Raw genomic sequence first — 24,806 nt, forward strand, 5'->3', positions numbered from 1 at the left:
TTTTGTGATTATAGCCACATTTTTGTAACAGAAGATCATTATAATCTTCTATCTGTTCCTATTATACATAATACACTTTTAAATAGCTACCCTTTTTTTATAATATTTTCCAACAAAATGAAAGTTATCTAAGATTAATATGAGTTTTCAAATTGTTTTCCCACATTCAAAAATAATAAAACAGCAACAAAAACTGTACTAATCTTTTTATGAAGTTTGGCAATGAGAACGTTTTTCTAACATTTTATGTTTTTTATTTATTTTAATTACTTCTTCTCTTTTATTCTTAAAATAATTCAATGACTGAATAAATGTTGATTTTAACTGAAAAATAAAACTAAAATATAACTATCCTTATACTAAAAAAATCAAAACAGCTGCACAATATTCAAATTTACGTTATTTTATTTTTTAATACTTTTTTTAAATCCTGTCTCTTATACACATCTAGATGTGTATAAGAGACAGGTTAATGATACAATGTACGACCAGCAACAACCATTTAAAAATTCAGTCCAACGAGTGATCCCACTAGTTTCAGAAAAAGATATGCATCCTTTGTATATTCGTTTTCGCTATCATAGTGATGAAAATTTCCCAAAAGTCATGGCTGGTGAATGGACACTGGAATATATGCGCACACACCGCATCAGTCAATCTTTAATAGACTTAGGATACCCCACGATTTCAGAAGAAAAAGGACTTTATTTCCAACAAGTCTATGAAGAGGAGTTAGCGAATATTTGTCTTCATCAAGAAGTAAAGAAAACATTGGATTTTTTAAAGGAAAAAAATATTCCAATGGGAATCATTACGAACGGACCGACCGATCATCAAACAAAAAAATTAGCACAGCTTCAATTGGCGAACTGGATACCTTCCCATTGTATGATCGTTTCTCAAGCAACTGGCTTTCAAAAACCTGACAAAGAAATCTTTCAACTTGCAGAGAAGAACTTTAACATGTCGGCTTCAGAAACTCTTTATGTAGGGGATAATTACGACAATGATGTTTTAGGAGCAAAAGGAGCAAATTGGCATACACTATGGTTCAATCATCGGAAACGGACAGTTGGTGATAAAACAGCTTGTGATGTAGAAATCGAGGAATTCAACCAACTACTGCCTAAAATCAAAGAGCTTATCAACGAAAGTCATTCTGTTGATTGCAACTAAAAAAACATTGACATTGTCTTGATATGTTATCTAAAACTCGCTAAAATTTAGATTTGTTTTTTTACGTGTACTTAGATCTATGACACCTAATCGTTACTTTCAATTCGGATAATAGATAAATTTTGTACCAACTAAAAAATCAAAATAGAATAAAAACGAATCTACACTCTTTTAAAAGGAATAGTGTATAAAAATAAAGACATAGAATCACGAAAATAGGAAAAGCTTTTTCGTGATTCTATGTCTTTTTTCTCCAAAAATCAATGCATAATCACAACTACTTTATCTATTGAAACAAAATGATGATCGATTTATGAACAGGGAAATGTAAAAGTAGCACTTACATGATCAACCTTTTTTTACTCTCTTACCAAAGTGTTGATTCATTCGCTTTATTCTTCCAAATCCCCAATACTTAAAATCAAACGGATATCCTCTTCCGTCAGTTTTGTTAGCTGTTCTTCATTACCTAAAATGACTTTTTGGAACAATTCTCGTTTTTCTTGCTGTAAAGAATTCATCCTTTCTTCGATTGTTCCTTCTGCGATCATCCGCCATACTTCTACCACATTTTTTTGACCAATACGATGTGCTCGTCCAGCCGCCTGTTCTTCAATTGCCGGATTCCACCAAAGATCATAAAGGATAACAGTATCCGCTCCTGTTAGATTTAAGCCGGTTCCTCCTGCTTTAAGAGAGATCAAGAAGACATCTTTTTCTCCCTCATTAAAGGCATCGACCATCGTTAGACGATCTTTCGACTTCGTACTTCCTCTTAGATAAAATGTACTAATCCCTAAATCGTTTAACTCTTGTTCTAGAATCGTCAACATACCTGTAAATTGAGAAAACAGTAAAACGCGTCGATTGTTCTCTTTAGCAGCAAGTAACAAGTCTCTTACTTGCTCTAATTTACCAGAACCGCCTTGATAGTCTTCAATAAACAAGCGTGGATCACAACAAATCTGCCGTAATCTAGTCAACCCAGCTAAAATACCGATTCGGTTTTTCTTGAAGGACTCAGAATCCATAGAAGAAATTTCTTCTCGCATTTGTCTTAAATAAGCCAAATATACTGTCTTTTGTTCTTCAGTTAAAGCAGAATAAAGATTCATTTCTGTTTTTTCAGGAAGATCTTGCAATACCGTTTGCTTGTCTCTTCGCAAGACAAAGGGGCGAATCATTTGTGCAATTTCTTCTGTCGTAAGCTCTCTAAAACGTGTACGATTCGGAAAGAATCCTGGCATGATCGTTGCAAAAAGAGACCACAATTCTTCAAGATTATTCTCTATCGGAGTTCCACTTAAAGCAAAGCGTTGCGGAACTTTTAATTCTCGCAGTGCTTGGGCTGTTTTTGTTCCACTATTCTTAACCATTTGCGCTTCGTCAAGGATAAGGTAATTGATTTCAGAAGATTGATATTCCGTTAGATCTTGACGTAGACTAGCATATGAAGTCACTCGGATATCAACTGGGTCTGCCAATAAGTTTTCTCTTTCTTTCTTATTTCCGTTGATTACTTGTACACTTAATGTAGGAGCAAATTTTTTAACTTCGGCTTGCCAGTTATAGATCAAACTTGCTGGTGCAACGATCACGGCAGATAAGTTTCCTTTTTCTTCTTTTTCAGATAATAAGAATGCAATAGTCTGTAAGGTTTTCCCTAATCCCATCTCATCTGCTAGTATTCCTCCAAATTGATAATGTCCCAGCATCTTCAACCATTGGAAACCATGTTTTTGGTAATCACGTAACTGTGCTTGTAATGTTTTTGGTAATTCTACTTGATAATTTGTCGGATCGATCAAATCACGGATCATTTGTTGGAAAGATTCCCCAAACGTTGCATTGCTACCCGCCAGTTTCTCTTGGATCATCAAACCTTGGTTTTTAGGAACCTGAATAATTCCATCTTCTGAATGGATCGACTCTCTGAATTGTTGTAATATCTGACTTGTTTGTTGGAATTCTTCAGAATCAAATGATAATACTTGGCCGTTTTCTAGTGTATAAAATGCATCATTTCGCAACAAGCTCTGTAAAACACTATCGATTTCTTGTTCGTTGATCCCTGTGACATCAAAACGAATATCCAGCCATGAACCAGTTTCTTCTACGTCAATTTTTGGCTGATGTTTTTGCGCATCCAAATACAATTCACGTAATTTTTTACCAATACGAACTTCACCAAATTGTCGAAAGACTGCTAATTCCGTTCGGAAAAAAGCGTATAATTCTTCTTTTTCTGGCAAAATGCGCTCATAGCCTGTTTCGTTTTTTTGATAACGGTACATTCGGAACAGATCAAGCACTCGCTCTTCTTGCGCCTTATCTCTTAAAATTTCAGTTGTTTGATCTTGTGTATTTTCATGTCTCTGATCGGTAGAATATATCACATCTCCATATACAAAATCTACGCGAGCTTGGATGTTCCCTTTTAATTTTTTGAATACGAATACGAATTTCACTGGAATATCTTCGACTTCAGCTTTGACTTCATTTGCGACGTCCACTTCCCCTATTTCTGAGAGAAAAGGTAAAATTTCTTTGAATAAGGAAGATAACTCTTTTTTGTGGAACAACACTTCAGGCGTATCAAAGCGACGCATGAGTTGTTTCCACGTCAAATAGATCGTCTGTTGATGTTTTGTCACTTGATAAAACGTCCCTTGATACATTCCCCATTGGTAATGCGATAAGTATAAATCAAAATCATTCAATGCTTTTAATTGATAGGCTTCGTTCTGTTTCGTCACTGAAAACGCCAGAGGTTTTTCTTTGTCGGAAAACTCAATACTTTGATAATTTTGCTCATTGATCTGAACTTGCAAACGAGTTGTTTGATTCATTTTCTCCAACAAATATTGGGCTTGTTCAATCGGCAATAGCAAATACCGTTTATCCAATTTTCCTTTTACTTGAACACCATTTGCGCCTAACAGATGTTGCGTTTGTGCGCAATCCACCAAAGTATCTAAAAGTTGCTGGTCTTCTTGTTGAAATACCTGTCGTTCTAAACGGAACTGATATTGTTTATTGATGGTGTAGATATTCGCTTCAGTATAATCATGTAAAAAATCATAGATATTTTTAACGATATAGGTCTTTTTGGCACTGTCCAAAAAACCTACACGTAAAGAAACCGCAAGAATAGATAGTTCCGGATGATATTGATTCGTTTCGATTTGATCAACTTGATAATCAATAACTAAAGGAGGTGGTGTTTTAGAAGGTCTTTTCATCTGTAATTTAGAAAATCCTTTTGTGATCAATTCACCTTCACTACTTTTTTTAACTGGTTCAATCATCGGTTGATCATTTTTCATGATTCGAGATAGATTTTTTGAACGCAAATATAATTCCACAGCCACAGTATGCTTACAGTAATGATGTTCTTCCCAGTAAGGACATTGACAAAAATCCACTTCTTTAGCTGTCCCATCTAAATCAACTAAATATAATTCACTACCTAATACTTCCGCATGCCAAATTTTTTGTGCTTGATCTGGGACAACCGATAACACGCGATCTTCTTGCAAGTATTGACGTCCTCTTGCAATAACTTTTTCCGGAATACTCCATTTCATCGTTATCAATCCCCCTAGCCAAAATGATAGCGTATGTGGCTTTGACCGCTACCTTTTGTATCAATTCGTATTTGTTGTAAAATTCGTTCTTTCAGCTCCCTGACATGACTGATAATCCCAATCATTCTTCCTTCGCTTTCAACTGTCTCTAAGGCTTCCATTGCCATCTCCAAGGCTTCATCATCTAAAGAGCCGAATCCTTCATCAATAAAGAGTGCTTCAATAGTGACACCACCAGTTTGAGTTTGGATCACTTCTGCTAAAGATAATGCTAAGGATAACGCTGCAATGAAGCTTTCTCCACCTGATAATGTATGGGAGCCTCTAGTCATTCCTGCTTCATCATCATAAACATTGATTTCCAGCCCAGTTTTCCCACGATAGCTACCAACCTCATCCGCTAATTCAAACTGATAGCGACTTTTGGTCAATCGTTTGAGATGCATGTTGGCTACTTGCAAAACTTCTTGCAAATATACTTGTAAGACATATCGTTCTAGGCTGGTCTTTTTCGGGTTCTCGCCATTCATTGTTTGTGACAATTGCTGTAATTGGACCAATTCATCTAATTGCTGTTGACTTTTTTTGTAACGCAAAGTAAAGTCTGTCATGATCTTTTGATTGTGCTTATATTGTTCTTGCAAACGATAGATCATCGCTTGTTGATTTTCGATGGTCGATTTAACTGAATCGATCTGAGAACTGATTTCTTCTAATGATTGTATTGTTTCATCAAATTGCACATTTTTCAATTGATTCAATCGTGTAGTAATAATCAACTGTTGCTCTTGATATTCACTCACTACTTTTTTATCCTGTTCGTATATCACCTTTTGATTGAGTCTCTCCATTATTTCTGCTTGCGTAGCAAAATAGTTTTGCTGGCTCAAGTAATGGTCGATCTTCTCTTGCTCTTGTTCAATCTGGCTAGATGTTTTTTTGCTTTGTTGTGAAAGTGTCGCTACTTGACTTTCTAAAACTGCTATCTTTTGTTTTAGTGCATCGCCTCGTGATTTTTCTTTTGTTAGCTTATCCACTTCGTTTTGTATTTGAGTTTCTAATCCTGCTACTTCTTCTTCCAAAATGTTAGTTTCAATCCCTGAAAGTTGATTATTCAAGCTGTTGACTTCTCCTTGCATCTGTTGAAGTACTTCGCTGACACTTGCTTTTTGTTTTTCTAATACCAACTGTTCTTGCTTGAATGTTTGTCCCTCTTCTTCCAAGGATAGCTGTTCTTGTTTCGCGTTTTTCAGCTGTAACATTTGTTTGTCGATCGATTGCTTGACTTCCTTCACTACTTTGACGATAGGATCCAGTGAAGTAGTATGAAACACCTGAAACAAGCATTTGTTTATTTCTTCTTCCAATTGTGCCAAAAGTTGTTGATTTTCAGTTTGTTTTTGTATGTTTACTTCGATTTGTTGTTGGATCTTTGTTGCTTCTGTTTCTTTTCGACCTATTTCCTGATGTAATTGTTCAACGGATTTTTCTGTCTTATTTACTTTTTCTTCCAAATTAGCCAATGTCTCATACGATAAATCACTTACCCCATGTGCGATTGGGTGTTCTGTAGACCCACACACCGGACAAGGCTCTCCAGGTATAAGCAAAGCTTGTAACTTTGCAATTTGTTTTTTTGCCCAGTCACTTTTTTGTTGTGTCATTATCTTCGTTTGTTCGTCTAAGCGTTGACGGCTTTCAGCTAACTGCGCGTTGATCGTCTGCTGTTGTTCGTCAAAAATCTTTTGTTCTTTTTCTAATTGTATTTGCTCTTGCTGCTTGTCTGTATAACGCTGTTCTTCTTGTTTTAACCGTTCATAGATTAGACGTTGTTCCTGTAATATTTCTTGCTGATTTAAGGTTTCTTGAATCATCTGTTGTTTTTGTTGATTTGTTGATTGCTGTTGGATCAACTGTTCAATTTTCTCTTGTATCCCTTGGCTCTCTTTTTTGTGAAGGAGTAGTTCTTTCTGAACTTGTTGATATTTTTTAGCCAGCGGAATCAAGCGTTGTTTTTCTAAAAGGGTTTGCTGAATCGTTTCCACTACTTTTTGTTGTTCTGTACGTGTTTTTCCCTGTTTTTGCCATTTTTGATATAGGAAAGTTGCTTCGCTTAGTTGGTCGGTCAACTGCTTAATTTTTTCTTTTTGGTCGATTTGTTCTTCTTGATATTCTTGTATACGTTCGATCGGTAATAGGAGTTTTTGGGCTTCTTCATAGTGTTTCAGCCATTCTTGCTTCTTTGCTATCTCCTGTGCTTGCTCGGTTAATTTTTGCTGTTTTGTTAATAGTTCTTGCTTTTCTATCAGTGCTTCTTTTTGTGATTGCCCACGATAATAAATCGTTTCTAATTCTTTTTGTTCATTTTTAAGACTGATAAGTTTTTCTTTTTCTTGAGTGATCTCTTCATTAATTTGTTCTTGCTGGATTTTCCAGTGAGAGATGGTCATTTCAAATCCGGAACTTTCCTCTTCTAGTCTATCATTCTCATAAGGAAGGAACTGTTTTTCTAACAACAATAGCTCTTGTTCCAAATGATCCAACTGTTTCTGTTGATTTTTGGCTTTTTCTTTTAATTGTTCATTGAATTGTTGGAAAAATTGTGTGCCAAACAAATGACGTAAGACGATCTCTTTTTCACTACTAGAAGAAATCAAAAAATTACGAAACTCTCCTTGTGGCAATAACACGATTTGGGAAAACTGTTTCGCATCTAAATTGAGCAATTCTTTGATTGTTTGATCAACTTCACTACGTTTTGTCAATTGACGGAGTTCTTTTCCTTTTTCATCGAAAATCGTTAAACTTACTTTTGCTGCTTGTTTTCTCATCCCCTCACCTTTGCGTTTGGCTAACATTTGCTCAGGTTTACGTTCGATTTCATACCTAAATTGATGATGTTCAAATGAGAAAAAAACACTCGTTTCTTCTTCCGGTGTAGCAAATAATGAACGCATTTCTTTACCAGAGCGCAACCGTCCAGAAGTTTCGCCAAATAAAGCATAGGTCATACCATCAAAGATCGTGGTTTTACCGGCACCTGTTTTTCCAGTGATCAAAAAAAGCGCAGCTTGAGACAACTTGGAGAAATCAATCGTTTCATTGATAAATGGACCGAAATTTTTGAGTTGTAACGTTTGTGGTTTCATTCCTGATCATTCCGTTTCTATAAGTTCTTGCAATGTTTCTTCAAGCCATTGTTCTTGGCGATCTGTTAGTTGTTCTTCGACCATCTCTGTGAAGAAATTTTCAGCTAATTTTTTAGGATCTTTCATCTCGATCTTTTTTCGTTTGATTTTGGTTTCATTTCGTCCATTCACCCGTTCGATCCCTAAAATTCTCGGATAGATCTTTCTTAACTGATTCATCATATTAGGGATAATTGCACGATCTTTTAAATAGATCTGCAAATAATTTTCAGTATGGATTGCTTGATAAAATTCTGGATCCAGCAATTCTTTAAAACTAGCAGTTACTTCTTCGATGTCATATAAAGGGGTGATTTCTTGAAAATCTAAAGATAATCCCTCTGCCAAGTCTACGATCCAGACACCTTTTTTTTGATTGATTTCAGAAAGAGAAAATTTGATCGGCGATCCGCTATAACGAGCATTTTCTTGCCGTAATGCTCCTTGATGATGAAGATGACCTAATGCCACATAATCAAAAGGGGCAAGCAACTCTCCAGGTACTGCATCCAATCCCCCCACCTCGATTTTTGTTTCAGAATCGCTTTTCGTACTTCCTGCGACAAAAAAATGACTGATCAACACTTGTTTTTTTTCTGGATCAAAGGCCTCTTGCATTTTTGAAATGACCCTTTCCATTGCTTGCTGAACCGTTCGAATCCCATCATCTTCAAAATAAAGCCTTGCAGAAATTGGTTCAAAATAAGGTAATAAGAAAAATTGTGTTTCTTTGAACTCAATAGGTTCGAAAGCATCTTCAAAACGCGTTTGTAAAAAATAATTAGTATGACTAAACCAGTCTGAACCAGCTGACAAGCGGATACTACTATCATGATTGCCCGAAATCGCAAAAATCGGGAACTTCTCTTTTAAGTTCCACTCGATCATTAAATCATTATAGAGCTTAATTGCTTCCACTGCTGGTACACTGCGATCATATAAATCACCAGCTATCACGATCGCATCCACATTTTCTTTTTTAGCAATCGTCAAAATTTCAGCTAATGCATATTGTTGCTCTTTTAGTAAATCGTATCCTTGTAACTTTTTCCCTATATGCCAATCAGCTGTATGTAAAAAACGCATATCATCACCTCAAAAATTTCCTTCTTACTATTATAACACTTCCCCCAAAGACATGACACCTGAGTTCGCTTATAAATCGGTTGTTTTACCACAAAAAAAGGCAGTAAAGAAACGCTTCCTTCGGTATTACACCAAGAGGAAGCAATTCTTTACTGCTTCTAAAAAAGCATCAACGGCTAAGATTCATTCTTTTTTTGGATTTCATATTTGAAATCAGGATTGACTTCTTTGTCCAATTGATCAAATGCAGCTTGTGTTCTACGCTCGATCTCTGCCATTCCTTCTTTATCTGTTTTTTTGATATCTGATAAATCGATTGGTTCACCAAATCGGATTGTTACACGTTTACGTTTAAATAAATCACCCAAAGTCAATGGTCCTTGGTAAACGGCAGGTACGATTTTGGCTTTCGACATTCTTGAAATCAGAGCCATTCCACCTTTTAAATCGGTCGCATGTCTTGTTCCACTTGGAAACATGATCAAACCTAAGTCAGTGGATTTCAAAATTTTCACCGGTGTTTTGATGGCACTTGGTCCAGGATTATCTCTTTTGACTGGAAATGCATTCGCATGGATCAAAATAAAACGTAATACTGGATTTTTGAATAATTCTTCTTTCGCCATAAAACTGAATTCCTTCGGTGATGCAGCTACAGCTAGATACAAGGGGTCCCACCAAGTACGGTGTGGTGCCACTAGTATGTAATTTTCGTCTTTCGGTAAGACTTCCTTATTCTCGTAACGGGCATTCCCATTGATGATTGCTAAAATCACCCTGACGACCCCGCGCATAAATCGATAGAACATGTTCTCTTCCTTTCTTTCTTGTTCCTATAGTATGCCCAAAAATACCCAGTTTGACAAGTTCTCTTGGTTCTTTTTACAAAAAATAGTATACTACATACGATTAGTTTTTTCATTTGGAGGGATCAAATGCTTCACGAAAACGAACGTATTGACCAATTATATGCAGAAGATATTCAAATCATCCAAAGCTCGCAAGTCTTTTCTTTTTCTTTAGATGCTGTTTTGCTTGCCAACTTTGCACGACTACCAAAGAATGGCCAAATCGTGGATTTATGTGCAGGCAATGGCGCAGTGGGTCTTTTTTTAAGTAAACGCACCAATGCACAAATCGATGCGATCGAATTGCAACCTCGTTTAGCCGACATGGCAAGACGCAGTGTCGCATTAAATCATTTAGAGCAGCAAATCACGGTACATACACTTGATTTGAAAGACAGTTTGTCTGTAGTTAGACATGATTCCTGTGATGTCGTTGTCTGTAATCCGCCTTACTTTAAAGGTTTACCCACAAATAAAAAAAATCCCAATGAATATCTCGCAATTGCTAGACATGAGATCCACACCACGCTCGAAGAAGTGATCGCAACCGCTGGGAGATTATTAAAAACGACTGGTCGACTCGCACTTGTCCATCGTCCTGATCGTTTTTTAGAGATCATCAACATTATGCAAGCTTGCAAGATCGCACCAAAGCGTGTCCAATTTATTTATCCTAAAGCCGGTAAAGAAGCCAATATCTTGTTAGTAGAAGGCATCAAACAAGGAAAGTTAGATGGTTTCAAAATTGCTCCTCCTTTGTTCACTTATGACGAAGAAGGAAATTATACAGCAGAAATTCGTGAAATCCTATATGGCAAATAAACATTACTTCTATGTCCTATTGTGTCAAGATCAGACATTTTATGGCGGATATACCACTGACCTTAATCGTCGTTTACAGGAGCATAATCAAGGAACAGGTGCGAAATATACTCGCTTGCAAAAAAGACGACCTGTCAAGATGATCCATGCCGAAGAATTCGCAACAAGAAGTGAAGCAACGAAAGCAGAAGCAGCTTTTAAAAAACAAACACGTCGACAAAAAGAACGATACTTAAAAACACATGAAACAATCACTTTACCTAAAAAAGAATGAAAATAGTCGTGCTTTCAAAATTGTCTAATAGTTGTCATCTCTTGACCACACTCTCTAAACGAAAGCCAGAAACCGGAGATTCCCGAAAATCACATGAATGATTTTTAAAAATCTCCGGCTTATTTTTATAGTTCAAAATTAAAATTCAAAAGAAAGTGTTGTGCTATATTAACAAATTCCCTTTTAGATAGTTTACCTAAAATCTCTACTTTTCGCCCCCCCAGATTCAGAATAATCTAAAGTATAGACTTGTTTTGTATTTACTTTACTTCCTGGTTTTAATTTTTCATTTTTAATTTCAACAAAGTATGGACGCTCTTTATCTGTACTTGTCAGAGGACAAACAATAATTAAATTTGAGCTGTAACTATACTCATCTCTACTAATCACTATGGCAGGTCTTAGTTTTTTTATCTCACTTCCTCGTGACGGTTCAAAATCTATATATATAATAGAACCTTGTTCTATACTATTATTCATCAAGCAACCTACTTTCAACACTAAAATTCATTGCTAACTCATCTTCCTTATCAACGAATTCATTTTGTTTTGCTGTAGCAAAATAATCTTCAATTTTTGGTATTAATGATATTGTTCCATCATCTTCTTTACTAATGTAATAGGTTTTACCTGCTGGTATTCCATATTTACTGGCCAGTGTAACCATAACAGCATTTCCTTGTTTACGTGTTTTTACTGTATCCATTAATAATCACCTCTTCTCAGCTTATTTGTTGCTTTATTTTAACATGTAATTACAGTAATTACTGATTAGAAAATTTATTTAGTCAATCATTCTCCTCGTCTCATTCCCGTTAATTATAACCAAAATATTTAAAGAATATTGGGATGGGGGAAAACAGACTTTCCCGAGATCTATGATAGACCTTTGAAAACCCTCAAAAATTTTCTTCCATAAATTAGAACCCCCTACGTTATAGCTACTCAAATGGTCCTTTGGAGTGTTTGAACAATCATATCAAGGTATTGAAACGAAATGCCTATGGGTTTCGAAGCTTTTATAACTTTAAATTACGAATCATGATTAGGTGCGGGAAAGCATTACTCATAAAATCAAAAAATGAACAGAAAGAAAATATTTTCTTTCTGTTCACCAGTCATTCTAGGATTTCTCTTTACCAACATCATTTGACAAAAAGTCGCTATTTTCTCTATTCACTTGTACGACTATCCGATTCCAATACATTGCTCGTTTCGTCAGATGAAGCCGCTTGTTTATTCTCACTTCCACCTAACAAGGCTTGGCTGACTAAATGGATATAATTTGTCATGCCATCTGGATTAGGATGGACTTGATCATCATAGAACCATTCACTGTGTCCATTACTATAATCATACCAATCGATCACAGTCATATTGTCATATTTCTTTTCCATTTCTGCCAGCATCGCATTGACTTCATTTTGCCAACGTTTTGTTGGTACTCGCACATTGACCCAGTAGACTTTCCGGTCACCGATTGCTTGCATCAAACTATCAAATTGCGACTCAGAAAATGATCCGTTCGTTCCTAAGCCAATGAGGACAGTATCTTTCAACAAGTCACGTTTTTTCAATTCCTCAATGTAAGGCTCACTCGTGTATAATTGTCGACCGACATCCCCATCTACAACGACTTTTGGGTATAATTCTTTTAAATCTGTGGCGGCATCTAACATGACTGAGTCTCCGAAAGCTGTTAATTCGAGTTGTTGTGCTTTTTCTCCTTGTGCTTTCGTCAAATCATATTTATCTAGTACTGCTTGATCCACTGAATGAGATGTTTTTTCTTGATCTTTTTGACTTTTTTCAGCTAATTTTTTACTTTCAGCAATATTTTGCTGTAATTGCTTCTGATCTGCTGTCACAGCATTTTTAGGCGCTGTGACAAAGCCAACCAAGGCAATGATTACGACTAAGGTCCCTGGAACGACCCAAGGCTTTTGTCGGCTAATGATTGGTTTAGTGAACCAGCCTTTGACCACACCAAACGTCCGTCCATAATCGAAACGTGCCAATGGTCGTTCGATAAAACGATACGACAGTTCACTGATGATCAAGATCAACGCAATTTCAATCGTCATATGAAGCAAGACATGATCCGCAATTCCTGAGACTTTTGCTTCGTAAAAAATCATTACTGGGAATTGATACAAGTAGATGCCATAGCTTCTCTTACCGATCCATGTAAATACCGGATTGGTCAAGCACTTATTTAAACTTGCGCCTGGATGAGCAGTCACAGCTACTAAAACCATACATAAAAGACTGACTAAAAATAACCCTCCGTAATAAACAAAGTTCGAATGATCATCTAAGAAAAAGAAGAACAAGATCAATGCGATCAATGAGGTTCCTCCAGCTAGATTCAGCACTTTTTTTGCCTGTTTAGGAATATTTTTCTTCAAACGCGTACTTGGCCAGATGAAGGCAAGCGCACTCCCCATCCAAATGGAAAACAATCGCGTATCCGTTCCGTAATACACACGTGTAGGATCGCCATTTGGTGTATATAACACCATCATCAAAATTGCTGAAGCAATTGCTCCACCCATGATTGTGTAAAAAATCCAATTTTTCTTACGAACAAAAACCATCAATAAAACAAAGAGTATCGGCCAGATCAGATAATTCTGTCCTTCTACTGCCAGTGACCAAATATGTGTAAAAGGTGATTCATTGGCAAAACGATCGAAGTAAGACAATCCATTATCGATCTGCCACCAGTTGTTGACATAAAACAAACTACTCAATACGACTCCACGAAGATTATTTAATAACCCACGCTGAAACAATGTGATATAGGCTGATGCAGTCACTAACAAGAAAACTAGTCCCGGATACAACCTCTTCATACGACGTACATAAAACTGCCAAATGTTGATTTTCCCATTTTGTTCCCATTCTTGCCGTAATAAATCAGTAATCAGATAACCTGATACAACGAAGAATATCGGTACCCCCAAAAAGCCACCTTTCATACTTGTCGGTAATAGGTGGTACAAAATCACTCCTATTACGGCTAAAGAACGAATACCATCAAAACCGGTGATATAGCGGCTGTTTTTTAACCTTTTTTGTTTTTCCATTCAATATTCCAACTTTTCATAAACTTTTTTCATTCGTAATATACGTGTATTAAATAAAAATAGCAAGTGAAATAACACAAAAACTCACTACTTTTCTCTATAATCCCATAGATCAAAAAAAAATCCTACCATTTTTTTTGAACTTTAATAAAATTTCAAAGTTACGTTTCCTTTTTTGATCGATCTTGAGGATCCTCACAAACATCCTAATTTCTAAAACTAAATAGATAAGATCTAATAAGCAATTACTCAAAAAAACAACTTAAAGAAAAAATCTGTAGCTACGTGATCCGATTTTTAAAAACAAGTCGAAGAATTCAGAAATAGCTGAACTATTTCCGAGATCCTTCGACTTATTTTTTGAGGGATGTCCTGTTATAAAAAGCTTTTTGACTCTATCTTATACCGCATGTTCTCTAAGTTTTAAATGCTATCTTCATAAAAACGGCCAAGTATTTGTACATTTTCTGCAATACTAACAAATGCTTGTGGATCAGATGATTTCATCGCTTCTCTGAGCATCGGTAACTCATAGCGTGTCACGATCGTCATCAACACTGTTTGTTTATCATGTTTATAAGCACCTTCTGCTTCATTGATAATCGTGATCCCACGTCGCATACATTGTTGGATCGCTTGAATCACTTTTTCTGGTTGTTTTGTCACAATCATCACTTGCATCTTTTTTTGTTTTGTATAGACAACATCTGTTACTTTCCCACTCACAAAAATCGACAATGCACTATAAAACATATATTGCCAACCGAAAAGCAAGCCCGCTACAAAAACGATCAGAACATTGAAGTAAATCGAGATCGACCCAATAGACTTACCCGTTTTTTTGCGGATCGTAATACTCACTATATCTAACCCACCAGATGACAAGCCATTTTTTAAAGCCAAGCCGATCCCAGCACCCATCACGGCTCCGCCAAACAGCGCACAAATGATTGGATCTGTTGATAAAACCGTTTGTGGTAAAAGGTGGATACATAAAGAAGTCAACGTCACTGTAATAAACGTGAAAATCGTAAATTTTTTCCCGATTTTGAACCAAGCTAATATAAATAATGGGATATTCAACAAATACAAAGTCGTTGAAACAGGTATTTCAAAACCAATCAATGATTTTGAAAGTGTCGTTAAAATTTGCGCAAGACCAGTTATCCCACTGGAGTAAATATTGCCTGGTTGATAAAAGAAATTCAATGCTACCGATGCAATCAGCGCATATACGATTGATACCGAAAGCTTGGTCGTATAGTCATGATACGCCCAATTTTCGAAAGTTTTTTTCATGAAAAAAGGCCTCGCTTCATCTATTATGGCTTTATTATAAATCCTTTTAAAATTAAATCAAGATGAGTTTGTGACAAATCATCTCAATCCTCACTAAGCGAAGAGTAAAAGAAGGAATGATAACGGGTGATTGCTTGAAGCGTATCCGAGCAATTTTTCGTCTGTTGTCATTCCCAGCTTTTCTTTACTCATTGTAAAAAAACTTTATGTTACTCTACCTCTGTCACGTCGATATTTAATTCAAATAATTGTAGATCGGAAACCGTACTTGGTGCATCACTCATCACATCAGCAGCTTTCCCATTTTTAGGGAAGGCAATGACTTCACGAATGTTTTCTTCTCCTGCAAGTAACATAGCAAAACGATCTAAACCAAGAGCAATACCCCCATGCGGAGGGAAACCATAGTCCAATGCAGTTAATAAGAATCCAAATTGTTCCTCCATTTCCTCTGCTGAGAAACCTAGCGTTTTTAAAACTTTTTCTTGTAGTTCTCGTGTATGGATACGTAATGATCCGCCACCTAATTCATACCCGTTCAACACGATATCATAAGCCTGAGCATACACTTTTGCAGGATCAGTCGCTAGTAACTCTATATCTTCTTCTTTTGGCATAGTGAATGGATGATGGGCAGATACATAACGTCCTTCTTCAGCGGAATATTCAAATTGCGGCCATTCTGTGACCCATAAAAAATTGAATTTTGATTCGTCAATCAATCCCAGTTCTTTTCCTAAACGAGAACGGATCGCGCCTAACGTTGCTGCAACGATCTCTGATTTATCTGCGCCAAACAATAAGATGTCACCGACCTCAGCATTCGTTGCTTGAATCAATGCTTCAGAAGCTTCCCCCATAAATTTGGCAATTGGTCCTTTCAAACCATCTTCTTCCACTTTCAACCAAGCAAGACCTTTTGCTCCAAATTGTGTGGCATACTGTCCAAGATTGTCTAAGTCTTTACGAGAATATCGACTTGCTGCATTTTTCGCATTCAATGCCTTCACGACGCCACCATTTTCAAGTGCCATTTGGAAGACTTTGAATTCTACTCCTTTGACTACTTCACTTAGATCAATCAGTTCCATCTCAAAACGCGTATCTGGTTTGTCACTTCCATAACGATTCATCGCTTCATCATATGTCATTCGTGGGAATGGCAAGCTCACTTCGATACCACGCACGTCTTTCATGACTTTTGCGATCAAACCTTCCGTATAGTCTTGGATCTCTTCTGCACTTAAGAAAGTTGTTTCAATATCCACTTGAGTAAATTCTGGTTGACGGTCTCCACGCAGATCTTCATCTCGGAAACAACGAACGATTTGGTAGTATCGGTCAAATCCTGCATTCATCAATAATTGTTTGAATAATTGCGGAGATTGTGGTAACGCGTAGAAATGTCCAGCATGGATGCGTGAAGGAACTAAATAGTCTCTCGCACCTTCTGGCGTTGATTTCCCAAGATACGGAGTTTCAATGTCTAAGAAATCATGGTCATCTAAGTAGTGACGAATCGCTTTGGTTGTCTCGTTTCTCAATTTGATATTTTTTGTCATCTTCGGACGACGTAAATCTAAATAGCGATATTTCAAACGGATTTCGTCACTGATCGTTTGATCATCTTCAATCAAGAAAGGCGGAGTTTTTGCTTGATTCAAAATCGTGATCTCATCAGCAATGATTTCAAATTCACCTGTCGCCATTTTTGGATTGATTGCCATTTCTCCGCGATTTTTAACTACCCCAGTAATCTCGATCACATACTCGCTACGACATTTATCCGCAATCTCCCAGGCCTCTTTATTGATTTCTGGATTAAAAACGATTTGGACGATCCCTTCACGGTCTCGTAAGTCGATAAAGATAACTCCACCTAGATCCCGTCTTTTTTGTACCCATCCTTTTAAGGTAACTTTTTGTCCCAACTGGGCTTTAGAAATAAGTCCACAGTAAATTGTTCGTTGTGCCATTATTCTTCCTCCTGTTCAATAAATAAAGTCATTTCATCATAGACTTCATCAAAATGTTCATAGATTTCTTGTAATGAGAAACTTTTTTCTTTTCTACTTCTCATTGCTTTTACGTTGATGGTTTGATTTGCTAATTCATCTCCACCAATCACTAAAACTAATTTTGCATTGGCTTTGTCCGCTGTTTTGAATTGTGCTTTTGCCTTTCTTCCCATAAAATCACGATCAGCAGAAAAACCAAAATCACGAATCGCCTGAACGATTTTTAAAGCTTCGATATTCGTTTCTTCCCCTAATGCAACCACATAAGCATCTAAAGAATTGAACGCAGGAATTACTACTTCTTCAGCTTCCATCGTCAATAATAGACGTTCGATACCCATGGCAAAACCAAAACCTGGTGTTTGAGGGCCTCCTAATTCTTCCACTAAGTTATCATAACGTCCCCCCGCACAAATCGTTGCTTGGGCGCCCATTTTCGGTGCATCACTCATGATTTCGAAAATCGTATGTGTGTAATAGTCTAAGCCACGTACCATGTTGCTATCGATTTCATAGGAAATATCCAATGCATCTAACATTGCAATCACTGTGTCAAAATGTTTTTGTGCCTCTTCACTCAGATAGTCTAAGATCGAAGGAGCTTGGGCTACAAATTTTTGATCACGTTTATCTTTACTGTCTAATACACGTAACGGATTTTCATGTAGACGACGTTGTGAATCTTCACTTAGTTCAGCTTCAAAAGGCACAAGGTAGTCGATCAATGCTTGGCGATATGCTTGCCGTGTTTCTTTATCTCCTAATGAATTGATGACTAACCGAATTTGAGTGATCCCTAACTGTTTGAAGAAATCTAATGCCATCACCATGCTTTCAACATCTGTAGCAGGATTGTCTGAACCAAATGCTTCTACTCCGATTTGATGGAACTGACGTAATCGACCTTTTTGTGGACGTTCATAGCGAAACATCGGGCCCATATAAAAAGTTTTGAAAGGTTTCGTGTGTTCTGGTCCAAACAATTTATTTTCTACAAACGAACGAACGATTGGCGCAGTACCTTCGGGACGAAGTGTTACATGTCGTTCACCTTTGTCATAAAAATCATACATTTCTTTTGAAACAATATCTGTCGTATCCCCTACACTACGAGCGATTACTTCATAATGTTCAAAAATCGGTGTGCGAATCTCATTGTACTGATAATCTCGAAATAGTAAGCGGGCTGTTTCTTCAACAAATTGCCATTTCTCAGATTCTCCAGGTAAAATATCATTGGTGCCTTTTGGTCTTTGGAAGCTCATTTTTTTCTCTCCTTTTCTTTACTATATGTACTCAATGGAAACAAAAAACACCCTTGTCCACAATGAACAAGGGTGAATGACTATTTCATACACGGTACCACCTAAATTTGAAAGATTACTCTTTCCTCTCACGATTAACGCTCGTCAACGGGACGGCTTTGCACGCGTCCATCTCCAGAGTGTCTTTCGGAAACTAACCTATCTAGGACGTTTTCAGCCACGACGTCCCTCTCTTATAAAGCATTAGTTACTTACTCGCTCTTTCACAGATATTAGATATTATCTATAACCTACTAAAAACCCCACCTAAAGTCAAGGGGGAACTGATGGATTTTATTTGATTATTTGTCGAAAATACACGCGACTTGAGTCAGGAGAGTTTCAATGAGTGAAATCATTTTGATTTCTCTTTTTCTCAATTTGTTTTAGACTAAAATAATAAAAAGAAGGAGGTAGCATGATGTCAGAAGTAAGAATTGGTCATTCTCAAGTATATGCTCAACCGATTGGCCTTGGCGCAAATGCCATCGGAGGTCATAACCTTTTTACAGGATTAGATGATGAGATTGGTAAGCAAGTAGTTCGGGCAGCCCTCGATAACGGATTAAATTTGATCGATACTGCCTATATTTATGGAAAAGGACGATCCGAAGCACTAATCGGAGAAGTATTACAAGAAGCCCCATACGATCGTTCACGAATCGTGATTGCGACAAAAGCCGCTCATCTTCCAAACCAAGAAAAAAAATTCGATAACTCACCTGAATTTCTAAAACAATCTGTGGAAGAAGCGCTAAAAAGACTACAAACTGATTATATCGATATTTTTTACATTCATTTTCCAGATGAAAAAACACCAAAAAACGAAGCTGTTGCTGCTTTACATGAACTTAAAGAAGCAGGAAAGATCCGAGCAATCGGCGTTTCTAATTTTTCTTTGGCCCAATTGAAAGAAGCAAATATGGATGGTTATGTCGATATCGTACAAGATCATTATAGTTTGATTCACCGTAAGGCAGAAACGGAGCTGTTTCCTTATCTTAAAGAAAATAATATTGGTTTTGTTCCTTATTTCCCACTTGCTTCCGGGCTATTAACAGGAAAGTATAACTTAGATAGTCCGAAATATTTTGATGAAGACGATCCAAGAAAAAGGAAAGCAAATTTCCAAGGTGAGCGCTACGAATCAATTATTCATTTGGTTGATCAATTAAAACCAATTGCAGAAAACTATCAAGCCACTACTGCACAACTAGTTTTAGCTTGGTATATCGCTCACCCACAGATTACCTTCGTGATTCCTGGCGCAAAGAAACCTGAACAAGTCGCTGATAATGCAAAAGCGTTGGATATCCATTTAACTGCAACAGATGCACAGATAATCAATGAGCTATTTCAAGGATTCTAAAAACTCTCCATTAACGATAAAATTTGGAAATTGTTACACCGACTTTCCTTATCTCTCATCATCTCAGTAAATATTATTCAAAAAGCTACACTTAGGTCATAGGCAAAAAAACAAAAAATGTCACAAATATTTTTGATTTTTCTGCCTAATGACTAAGTGTAGCTTCTTTTAGGATTATTGCTTGTCTATTTATTTATACAGTAACACACGACTATTTGGGTATGTTGGAAATTGATTAAAAGGAATTGTCCAATCTTGCTCTGGCACAGAGAACTCAAATTGATTCACTAATTGATCCGAGAATACCCGTAAACTGTGTAACGTGATCCATTCTCCTGCACATCGATGCATCTTCCGAAAATCTCCTCCACCTTGAGCAATCATTTCATACTCTTCATCATAAGAGATCTCTTTGGCTTTTCCTACATAACGATTGATCAAAAAAGCATCAGGAGATTCAACCGTCCGTTCATCATGGTTAGTGCCATAAAGATCCAAAATGACCCAACTATCTTTCGAAATAAGGTACCCATCCACTTCCACATCTCTTAAAGCAAAAGCTGGAAGCATCGGGAAAAACGGATAATATCTCCGCATTTCTTGAATAAATGGATCTTGCAAGTTTGCAAAATCATTTTTTAATTGTTGTCTTAAATCAGGTCTGCTGAAAAGCGCATGCCCCATTAAATCCACCCAGACAGTAAGTGCCACAGTTGGACGAATGATATTCAATAATTCTACTGCTGCTATTTCTATTGGCAACAGATTTCCTTCAAGATCTGTTGCATTCGCAAAAGCATATAAAGCGACATTTTCTTTACCTGGCACTGGGTTTTCGCGCGCTTCTTCGATTAATTTTTGAGCCCATTTTTCTGATTTTTTCCGATGATCCATCCCTTTGAAATGGTCGATAGGTGAAGTCACAGTTCCACTGATCATCGAAATTTGGTAATCCGCTAATTGATTGATTTCTTCTTTGGAATAGTCCGCTAGATTGATCCCAGACCATTCACAAATAGCGGTAAAGAGGACGATTTTACTTAAGTCAAATAACTCAAATGTTCCTTGTTGCTTTTCTAACTGCTGTTTCAACACACGATCCACAATACGATGGTACTCTTCCATCCGTTCTGGTGTCATCAGATCCATAAAAATTGCTTTACGGTGATGATGTTCTGCCCCATCCAATGACTGGACACCGTCCTTGCCAAACAGTGTTTTTAAAACCATCTTCGGCATAGCACCTTTTCTCTTGAAATTCCTTGGGTCATAAAAGATTTTCGCTGCATTTTCTCCATAGATGATCACAGCCTCTTTGTTGAATATCTTGGCTTTTACCACGGGAGCATTGGCTTCTTCTCTCAGTTCTTGAAGCATTTTATAACCTTTATCATAGTATTTCTTAACTTCTGTCATTTTGACATCTACAACTGGTACTTCTTTCATCCTCTTTTCCCCTCCCAATAAAATAACTCTGGATATCAATAGGATACTCCATAAATGGGAAGGCTGACAAAAAAAGCGTTTTGATGTCCTTCTGCTTGTTTGTGGATCCCAAAAAAGAGGCTAGGCCAAACATTTAACTCCGAGAATAGGAAGGGATTCACGAAAATTGCTTTTTAAATTTTTGTGAATCCCAGCTTATTTTCGAAGAAGTTGCTTCTGATTCCGCCATGTATACATATTTAGAGCGTGAAACAAGAGTAAATCATACTTTGTCCCACGCTCTACTATTTTGAAGTATTTTTTAATGGATAAACCGTTCACAAGCCCATTCTAAAAGAAGATATTTTGTCGAAAATAAAGTGACTCTTTTTTCTCAACCTTGTTCCTTGTTAAGTTTGATCTACATCTACTTATTCTGTGAGTCAATAATGATAGTCACAGGCCCATCATTGATGAGGGATACATCCATATCTGCACCGAACTGCCCTGTTTCTACAGGAATGCCCCGCTGTCTTAGACCTTCATTAAAAGCTTCGTATAACGGAATGGCTGTCTCGGGACGAGCGGCTGCGATAAAACTAGGACGATTGCCTTTCCTCGTATCTGCAAATAGAGTAAATTGAGAAATGCTCAATAACTGTCCTTTTATATCCTCAATGCTCAAATTCATTTTTCCTTGTTCATCTTCAAAGATACGCATTTGAGCGATCTTTTTGACTAGATAATCCACATCAGCTTGCGTATCTGTTTCATGAATTCCTAATAAAACCAGTAGCCCTTGGTGGATTTCACCGACTACTTGCTGGTCGATTGACACAGACGCTTTGCTTACTCGTTGAATAACTGCACGCATGTATGAACCTCCTAACCATTCGTACGTCGTACACTGTACACATCTGGTACTGTTTTGATCTTATCTACAATGCTCTTGAGATGGGCTAGATTTCGAATACCCACTGTCAAATGAATCGTCGCCATTTTATCTTTATTGGTCCTTGCTTCCACACTATTCAAGTTTTTAGTCATCGTATTGACTGTCTGCAAGACATCGTTCAACATACCGGAACGATTATAACCATAAATTTCCAAGTCCGCATCGTATTCTTTATGGGTGTTGGATGTATCTTCCCATTCCACTTCAATCAAACGTTCTGCGACATTCGGTTTGTCGGGTTGAACATTTGGACAATCCCTACGATGGATTGAAATCCCTCTCCCCTTGGTGATATATCCGACAATATCGTCTCCGGGAATTGGATTACAGCAGCGACTGATTCGAATCAACAAGTTTTCAACCCCTTGGATCACCACGCCACCTTCATGACGAACTTTCATTTTTTCAGGTTCTTTCCTTGGTTGATTCATCAACTCTTCGACTTCTTGTTTCTGTTGTTCGATCATTTGTTCTTTTCGTTCTTTTTCTGTCAGACGATTAGCCATGGTTAACGGACTAACTTCTCCATAACCGATCGCAGCATACATATCTTCTTCTGTTTGAAAGTTCAAGCGTTCCAAAGATTCGTGCAATTTATTTTTAGATAAGACTTCTTTAGGTGCAAAGCCTAGATCAGTGATGCTTTTTACAATTGCTTCATGCCCTTTGACGATATTTTCTTCACGATCTTGGCTTTTGAAGAACCGTTTGATTTTATTTCTAGCTTTACTTGTAGCCACAAGTTTTAGCCAATCACGGCTAGGACCAAAGGAATTAGGTGAAGTTAAGATCTCGATGATATCCCCATTTTTCAATTTATAATCTAGTTGGACCATTTTTCCGTTGATCTTTGCGCCAGTTGTTTTATTCCCGATGTCTGTATGAATACTATAAGCAAAATCTAGCGGTCCAGATCCTTTAGGAAGCTCTGTAACATCCCCTTTAGGTGTAAATACGTAGACTTTATCACTAAAGATGTCCCCTTTTACGCCTTCCATGAATTCTGAAGCATCATAGCTTTCATCTTGAAGTTCAATGATTTCATGAAACCAACTTAACTGTTTCATCATACCGTCTGGTTCAACTTTATCACTTTTTCCTTCTTTGTATGCCCAGTGTGCGGCTACCCCAAATTCTGCGATTTCATGCATTTCTTGCGTACGAATCTGGATTTCAACTGGATTTCCTGCAGGCCCGATCACTGTAGTATGCAAAGACTGATACATATTTGCTTTAGGCATAGCGATATAGTCTTTGAATCTTCCTGGCATTGGTTTCCATTTCGTGTGGATTGCTCCTAAAACGGCATAACAATCTTTAATGGATTCAACGATTACTCGAATCGCTAATAAGTCATAAATCTCATTGAATTGCTTTTTCTGATCTTTCATCTTTCGATAAATGGAATAAATATGCTTTGGTCGGCCATAGATTTCGGCAAAGATCCCTAATTCTTCAGTTGCTTGACGAATCTCTTCGACAGTCCCACTGACGTATTTTTCCCGTTCTTCTCGTTTTGTCTGCATTAGATGCACGATTCGATAATATTGTTTAGGATTTAGGTAGCGTAATGCCGTATCTTCCAGTTCCCATTTGATCCGACTGATCCCTAAACGATGAGCCAATGGTGCATAGATTTCTAACGTTTCTTGCGCAATACGACGTTGCTTGTCTTCACGCAAATGTTTTAACGTACGCATGTTATGTAAACGGTCAGCCAATTTAACCATAATTACACGTAAATCTTGAGCCATAGCTAATAACATTTTACGGTGATTTTCTGCTAACTGTTCCTCATGTGATTTATATTTGATTTTTCCTAGTTTAGTCACACCGTCTACTAACATTGCGACATCGTCACCAAACTCTTTTCTTAAATCTTCTAATGTGACTTCTGTATCTTCGACAACATCATGTAAAAAACCGGTTGCAACCGTATGGGGGTCCATTCGTAGATCAGCTAAGATCCCAGCGACTTGGATCGGATGGATAATATAAGGTTCCCCGGATTTGCGAAACTGACCATCATGGGCAGCCGTCGCATATTCGCATGCTTTTTGAACAAAAGCGACATGCTCAGGACCCATATATTGGCGTACCATTTTGATCACACCAGGGCCAGTTAAGATTTCTTCTTTTGGCATGGGAAATGTCCCCCTTTCTAAATTCTAAGACTGAAATGATGGAAATAAACCATTAAATCTACCTTTTATTCACTGTTTTTCTAAAAATAGATAATTGTTTTTATTATACAGATTCTTATCCTTTTTTTCAATGGACAATGGTAGAAGAACGCTCTTCTACTAAAGACCCCAATAGACAATCACTGTTTATATTCAAGCAAGTTTCAAAAAGAGACACTACCT

At 37.1% G+C, this 24,806-nt stretch carries 15 protein-coding genes, 4 pseudogenes and 1 other annotated feature; of the genes and pseudogenes, 5 read left to right on the plus strand and 14 right to left on the minus strand.

Annotation, left to right across the window (positions count from 1 at the left end):
- Nucleotides 1-480: 480 nt before the first annotated feature.
- Complete coding sequence (locus tag A5844_RS10825) at nt 481-1,176, plus strand: HAD family hydrolase (protein WP_086285186.1); 696 nt, start codon at nt 481-483, stop codon at nt 1,174-1,176.
- 392 nt (nt 1,177-1,568) lie between these two features.
- Here A5844_RS10825 and A5844_RS10830 read toward each other — a convergent pair whose 3' ends face one another.
- The 5 genes and pseudogenes from A5844_RS10830 to A5844_RS10845 all read right to left on the minus strand — a co-directional run bounded on the left by A5844_RS10830 (nt 1,569) and on the right by A5844_RS10845 (nt 9,846).
- Nucleotides 1,569-4,763 (minus strand): DEAD/DEAH box helicase, encoded by a 3,195-nt coding sequence (locus A5844_RS10830; protein ID WP_086285187.1) that lies wholly within the window; start codon nt 4,761-4,763, stop codon nt 1,569-1,571.
- Between the two features lie 14 nt (nt 4,764-4,777).
- Nucleotides 4,778-6,418, minus strand: a pseudogene (locus tag A5844_RS14845) (SbcC/MukB-like Walker B domain-containing protein); the annotation flags it as partial.
- A gap of 591 nt (nt 6,419-7,009) precedes the next feature.
- Nucleotides 7,010-7,912 (minus strand): annotated as a pseudogene (locus A5844_RS14850) (AAA family ATPase); the annotation flags it as partial.
- Between the two features lie 6 nt (nt 7,913-7,918).
- Nucleotides 7,919-9,037: an exonuclease SbcCD subunit D gene (locus A5844_RS10840; protein ID WP_086285189.1), complete on the minus strand. Its 1,119-nt coding sequence runs from the start codon at nt 9,035-9,037 to the stop codon at nt 7,919-7,921.
- Nucleotides 9,038-9,213: 176 nt separating this feature from the next.
- Nucleotides 9,214-9,846, minus strand: a complete 633-nt coding sequence (locus tag A5844_RS10845) for a lysophospholipid acyltransferase family protein (protein ID WP_086285190.1) — start codon at nt 9,844-9,846, stop codon at nt 9,214-9,216.
- A gap of 126 nt (nt 9,847-9,972) precedes the next feature.
- Here A5844_RS10845 and A5844_RS10850 point away from each other — a divergent pair, with 126 nt between their 5' ends.
- Both A5844_RS10850 and A5844_RS10855 read left to right on the plus strand, forming a co-directional pair.
- A complete protein-coding gene (locus tag A5844_RS10850; protein ID WP_086285191.1) occupies nt 9,973-10,707 on the plus strand; it encodes a tRNA1(Val) (adenine(37)-N6)-methyltransferase in 735 nt (244 codons plus the stop codon).
- A complete protein-coding gene (locus A5844_RS10855; RefSeq protein WP_086285192.1) occupies nt 10,697-10,981 on the plus strand; it encodes a GIY-YIG nuclease family protein in 285 nt (94 codons plus the stop codon). Before A5844_RS10850 ends, A5844_RS10855 begins: the two co-directional genes overlap by 11 nt.
- Nucleotides 10,982-11,106: 125 nt before the next feature.
- Here the strand turns inward: A5844_RS10855 and A5844_RS10860 are convergent.
- Both A5844_RS10860 and mazE read right to left on the minus strand, forming a co-directional pair.
- Nucleotides 11,107-11,461 (minus strand): annotated as a pseudogene (locus tag A5844_RS10860) (type II toxin-antitoxin system PemK/MazF family toxin).
- Nucleotides 11,454-11,687 (minus strand): type II toxin-antitoxin system PemI/MazE family antitoxin, encoded by a 234-nt coding sequence (gene mazE, locus A5844_RS10865; RefSeq protein WP_086285193.1) that lies wholly within the window; start codon nt 11,685-11,687, stop codon nt 11,454-11,456. Before mazE ends, A5844_RS10860 begins: the two are co-directional and overlap by 8 nt.
- A gap of 239 nt (nt 11,688-11,926) precedes the next feature.
- Between mazE and A5844_RS14680 the strand changes: the two are divergent.
- Nucleotides 11,927-12,028 (plus strand): annotated as a pseudogene (locus A5844_RS14680) (transposase); the annotation flags it as partial.
- Between the two features lie 125 nt (nt 12,029-12,153).
- Here A5844_RS14680 and A5844_RS10875 read toward each other — a convergent pair.
- The 4 genes from A5844_RS10875 to hisS form a co-directional block, all read right to left on the minus strand.
- On the minus strand, nt 12,154-14,070 hold the full coding sequence (locus A5844_RS10875; protein WP_086285195.1) for an acyltransferase family protein: 1,917 nt from the start codon (nt 14,068-14,070) through the stop codon (nt 12,154-12,156).
- A gap of 423 nt (nt 14,071-14,493) precedes the next feature.
- Nucleotides 14,494-15,369, minus strand: coding sequence for a YitT family protein (locus tag A5844_RS10880; protein WP_086285196.1), 876 nt, complete (start codon nt 15,367-15,369; stop codon nt 14,494-14,496).
- A 209-nt stretch (nt 15,370-15,578) separates the two neighbouring features.
- Nucleotides 15,579-17,345, minus strand: coding sequence for an aspartate--tRNA ligase (gene aspS, locus A5844_RS10885; RefSeq protein ID WP_086285197.1), 1,767 nt, complete (start codon nt 17,343-17,345; stop codon nt 15,579-15,581).
- Complete coding sequence (gene hisS / locus A5844_RS10890) at nt 17,345-18,652, minus strand: histidine--tRNA ligase (protein WP_086285198.1); 1,308 nt, start codon at nt 18,650-18,652, stop codon at nt 17,345-17,347. Before hisS ends, aspS begins: the two co-directional genes overlap by 1 nt.
- Nucleotides 18,653-18,717: 65 nt before the next feature.
- Nucleotides 18,718-18,928, minus strand: a binding site (T-box leader).
- A gap of 184 nt (nt 18,929-19,112) precedes the next feature.
- Here hisS and A5844_RS10895 point away from each other — a divergent pair.
- Nucleotides 19,113-20,060 (plus strand): aldo/keto reductase, encoded by a 948-nt coding sequence (locus A5844_RS10895; protein WP_086285199.1) that lies wholly within the window; start codon nt 19,113-19,115, stop codon nt 20,058-20,060.
- A gap of 189 nt (nt 20,061-20,249) precedes the next feature.
- On the opposite strand, the gene A5844_RS10900 is transcribed toward A5844_RS10895, so the two are convergent.
- The 3 genes from A5844_RS10900 to A5844_RS10910 form a co-directional block, all read right to left on the minus strand.
- The gene (locus A5844_RS10900; RefSeq protein ID WP_086285200.1) at nt 20,250-21,506 is read right to left on the minus strand and encodes a cytochrome P450; all 1,257 of its coding nucleotides are present in this window, start codon (nt 21,504-21,506) and stop codon (nt 20,250-20,252) included.
- Nucleotides 21,507-21,912: 406 nt separating this feature from the next.
- Nucleotides 21,913-22,359 carry a D-aminoacyl-tRNA deacylase gene (gene dtd, locus A5844_RS10905; protein ID WP_086285201.1) on the minus strand — a complete coding sequence of 149 codons (447 nt, stop codon included), beginning with the start codon at nt 22,357-22,359 and terminating at the stop codon, nt 21,913-21,915.
- 11 nt (nt 22,360-22,370) lie between these two features.
- Nucleotides 22,371-24,584, minus strand: coding sequence for a RelA/SpoT family protein (locus tag A5844_RS10910; protein ID WP_086285202.1), 2,214 nt, complete (start codon nt 24,582-24,584; stop codon nt 22,371-22,373).
- Nucleotides 24,585-24,806: the final 222 nt, after the last annotated feature.

The sequence above is a fragment of the Candidatus Enterococcus wittei genome (assembly GCF_002140175.1).
GTDB lineage: Bacteria > Bacillota > Bacilli > Lactobacillales > Enterococcaceae > Enterococcus_B > Enterococcus_B wittei.